General features: G+C 70.6%; 4 protein-coding genes. 2 read left to right on the top strand and 2 right to left on the bottom strand.

Annotation, left to right across the window (positions count from 1 at the left end):
• Positions 1-109 precede the first annotated feature (109 nt).
• Together Q0741_RS02575 and Q0741_RS02580 are read left to right on the top strand one after the other, a co-directional pair.
• Positions 110-1,120: a metal-dependent hydrolase gene (locus Q0741_RS02575; RefSeq protein WP_298231636.1), complete on the top strand. Its 1,011-nt coding sequence runs from the start codon at positions 110-112 to the stop codon at positions 1,118-1,120.
• Positions 1,121-1,229: 109 nt separating this feature from the next.
• Entirely contained in the window at positions 1,230-2,414 is a 1,185-nt protein-coding gene (locus Q0741_RS02580; RefSeq protein WP_298231637.1) for an acetyl-CoA C-acyltransferase family protein, read from the top strand.
• Between the two features lie 81 nt (positions 2,415-2,495).
• On the opposite strand, the gene Q0741_RS02585 is transcribed toward Q0741_RS02580, so the two are convergent.
• Positions 2,496-3,440: a sigma-70 family RNA polymerase sigma factor gene (locus Q0741_RS02585; RefSeq protein WP_298231638.1), complete on the bottom strand. Its 945-nt coding sequence runs from the start codon at positions 3,438-3,440 to the stop codon at positions 2,496-2,498.
• Positions 3,441-3,496: 56 nt separating this feature from the next.
• Positions 3,497-3,945, bottom strand: a 449-nt coding sequence (locus tag Q0741_RS02590; protein ID WP_298231639.1) for a response regulator, incomplete at its 5' end; no start/stop codon positions are given.

Below are 3,945 nucleotides of genomic sequence, written 5' to 3' on the forward strand. Positions count from 1 at the left end.
AGCCCCTGGGCGCCCCGGCGCCGCACGGCGCGGGCGTCGGCGGCTGAGGCGGCGCGGCGCCAAACACCGCCCGCGCCGGGACCTGCGCGCACCCTGGCAGCATCGCGGCATGGACTCTCTTACCCATGTCGTGCTCGGCGCCGCCATCGGCGTGGCCGTGACGGGGCGCCGAGTCGCTCCCTGGAAAGCCGCCCTCTGGGGCGCCGCCTGCAACACCCTGCCGGACCTGGACGTGTTCATCGACCACGGCGACGCCGTGAGCAACATGGTCCTGCACCGCGGCCACAGCCATTCGCTGTTCTGGCTCACGCTGCTGGCGCCGCTGCTGGCGCTGGTGGCCTCGCGGCTCATCGGCGGCGCCGGCTTCAAACGCTGGTGGCTCGCCACGGGGCTGGCGCTGCTGACACACCCGCTGCTGGACCTGATGACCGTCTACGGCACACAGCTGCTGCAGCCCTTCAGCGACCACCCCTACTCCGTGGGCTCGCTCTTCATCATCGACCCTGGCGTCACGCTGCCGCTGCTGGCGGGGTTGGCGGCGGCGCTGTGGCTGCGCAGCGCGCGCGGACAGCGCTGGAACGCCACCGGGCTGGCGCTGGCCGCCGCCTACGTGGCTTGGAGCGCCGTGGCGCAGCAGCAGGTGCAGAGCCTGGCGCTGGCCTCGGCGCGGTCGCAAGGCCTGGCACCGCAGCGCGTGCTGGTCACGCCCGCGCCGCTGAACACCCTGCTGTGGCGCGTGGTGCTGGTGCAGGACGGCCACTACCACGAGGGCTTCAGATCACTGCTCGACCGCAGCGAGCGCATCCACTTCGAAAGCTTCGACCGCGGCGCGGCGCTGGCGCCGCTGCTGCGCCCGGTGGAGGCGGCGCAGCGCATCCGCCACTTCAGCCACGGCTTCTACAAGCTCTCGCGCACGGGCGAGGAGCTGCTGATCACGGACCTGCGCATGGGCCAGGAGCCGAACTACGTCTTCGGCTTCGTGGTGGCGCACCAGGACGCCAACGGGCACGTGCGCCCGCTGCCGCGGCCCTGGCAGGTGGGCAGCAACATCGACGCCGGCCGCGGCCTGGCCTGGCTGCTGCCGCGCATGCTCGGCCGGCCCCTGCCGCCGCCGCGCTGACATACGTCATCGGACGACCCGGGACAAGCCCTGAAGCCCCGCTATTTGTCAGGTTTGCGTGGGTTGCGACGCCTACCGTGAACAAGTCCACACAACGGAGACACCCCACATGACTCAAGAAGTGTTCGTTCTCTCGGCCATGCGCACGGCCATCGGCACCTTCGGCGGCACGCTCAAGGACGTGCCGCTGGCGGAGCTGGCTACCACCGCCGTCAAGGCCGCGCTGGACAAGAGCGGCGTGGAAGCCGCGCGCATCGGCCACCTGGCCATGGGCAACGTCATCCCGACCGAGGCGCGCGACGCGTACTTGAGCCGCGTCACGGCCATCGGCGCGGGCTGCCCCCACGAGACGCCGGCCTTCAACGTCAACCGCCTGTGCGGCTCGGGCCTGCAGGCCATCGTCAACGCCTCGCAGTCGATCCTGCTGGGCGACTGCGACTTCGCCATCGGCGCCGGCGCCGAAGCCATGAGCCGCGGCCCGTACCTGATGCCGTCCGCGCGCTGGGGCCAGCGCATGGGCGACGCGCAGTTGCAGGACTACATGCTGGGCATCCTGCACGACCCCTTCGGCCGCATCCACATGGGCGTGACGGCCGAGAACGTGGCCGACCGCTTCGGCATCACGCGCGAGGAGATGGACGCGCTGGCGGTGCAAAGCCACCAGCGCGCCGCCGCGGCGATCGCCCAAGGCCGCTTCAAGGGCCAGATCGCGCCGGTGCAGATCGCCACCCGCAAGGGCACGGTGAGCTTCGAGGTGGACGAGCACGTCAAGGCCGACACCACGCTGCAGACGCTGGCCAAGATGAAGCCCGCCTTCCGCAAGGAGAGTGGCCGCGTCACCGCCGGCAACGCCTCGGGCATCAACGATGGCGCCGGCGCCGTGGTGCTGGCCAGCGGCAAGGCCGTGCAGGCCGGCGGCCTCAAGCCCATCGCGCGCCTGGTGGCCTACGCCCACGCCGGCGTGGAGCCGGAAGTCATGGGCATCGGCCCGGTGCCGGCCTCGCGCATCGCGCTGCAGCGCGCGGGGCTCAAGGTTTCGGACATGGACGTGATCGAGGCCAACGAGGCCTTCGCCGCGCAGGCCTGCGCGGTGAGCAAGGAGCTCGACCTGGACCCGGCCAAGGTCAACCCCAACGGCTCGGGCATCTCGCTGGGCCACCCGGTGGGCGGCACGGGCGCCATCATCACCACCAAGGCGCTGCACGAGCTGCAGCGCATCCAGGGCCGCTACGCGCTGGTGACGATGTGCATCGGCGGCGGCCAGGGCATCGCGGCCATCTTCGAGCGCTGCTGATGCGTTGAAGGGCGTCCCTTCGCCGGGACGCCCGCCAACGACAAGGGGCCCGACAGGGCCCCTTGCTTTTGGTTCCTGGTGTCAGCCCCAGCGCGTGGAGCTGCTGACGGAGATGCGGCCGTCGTCGTCCGGCGGAGCGCCGAATTGTTCCTTGGGCTTGGTGAGCACGTTCTCGATGAGCTCGCCCCACGGCCCGTCGGTGGGCAGGTTTTCCAGCTCCTTCTCGCGCTGCACCACCAGCTCGTCGAACTGCTTGGCCGCCACGGCGGGCACGCGGTCGGCCGCGCGGCTTTGCCCGGGCTGGTGGCCAAAGTGCGTCGAGATGCGCTGCAGCACCGACTTGTAGAGCTGCGACACGCGCGAGGGCGTGACCTTGAGCGAGGCCGCCAGCTCCACCGGCGACATGCCCACGCCCAGGTAGGAGTCGATGACCTGGCGGTCCCGCTCGGGCAGTTGCGCGAAGAACTTCTCCAGATGCCGCATCACGATGCTGGTGTCCACCCGCGCCTCCACCTCTTCCTTCTCGGTCGCGGGGTGGAACTCGTGGTGGTGCTCCTCGTACTCCGAATCCGGCCCGCTGGTGCTGCGCATGCGCCCGGCCTGGTCCAGCATCTCCAGCGCGGAGATCTCCTCCACGCTCAGGCCGCACACCTTGCTCAATTGCGCCAGCGTGGGTTCGCCGCCATTGGTGGCGCGCCAGCGCTCGCGCGCGATCTGGATGATCTTGACCTTGCGCCGCTGGCCGCGGCCCAGGTGGTCCATCTGGCGCAGCTCGTCGAGCATCGCGCCCTTGACCCGCATGCGCGCATAGCGCACGAAGGCTTCCTTGGCCTCTTCGGTGTCGCGGTCGCCCTCCCACTCGAAGCTCAGCGCCGCCTGTGCCACGGCGATGAGCCCGACCTGGATCAGGTCGGCCTTCTCGACATTGGCCGGTAGGTGGCGCACCAGGGCCTGGGCCTGCTTGCGTACCCAGGACTCGTTGCGAGCGATCAGCGCCGAGGGCACGCCATGCATAGGGAGAACCATGAGGCGATTCTAGGCCCCCCATCCTTGTGGAAAGCGGTGATGTGTCATGAGGTTCGTCAGGAGTTGGCTGGATCGAGCCACCGCTCCAGGGTGGCGTACAGCAGCGACGGGTTGACGGGCTTGGCGATGTAGTCGTTCATGCCCGCGGCCAAACAGGCGGCGCGGTCCTCGGCGAAGGCATTGGCCGTCATGGCCAGGATCGGCATGCGCTCCCCTCCGGGCAGCGCGCGGATGGCGCGCGCGGCCTCCACCCCGTCCATCACGGGCATCTGCATGTCCATCAGCACCAGCGCGTAATCCGGTCGATCGCGCACCTTCTGCAGCGCCTGCGCGCCGTCCTCGGCGCAGTCCACCTCGAAGCCCGCGTAGCGCAGCAGCTCCGTGGCCAGCTCGCGGTTGACGGCGTTGTCCTCCACCAGCAGCACCGGCATGCCGCCAAAGCGCGCGCGCAGCGCCGCCGCCGCGCCCGCCACCGGCACGGGCGCCACGTCGGCCGGCGCGGCTG

This window comes from uncultured Azohydromonas sp. (genome assembly GCF_937926365.1).
In the GTDB taxonomy this organism is placed as follows: domain Bacteria; phylum Pseudomonadota; class Gammaproteobacteria; order Burkholderiales; family Burkholderiaceae_C; genus Azohydromonas.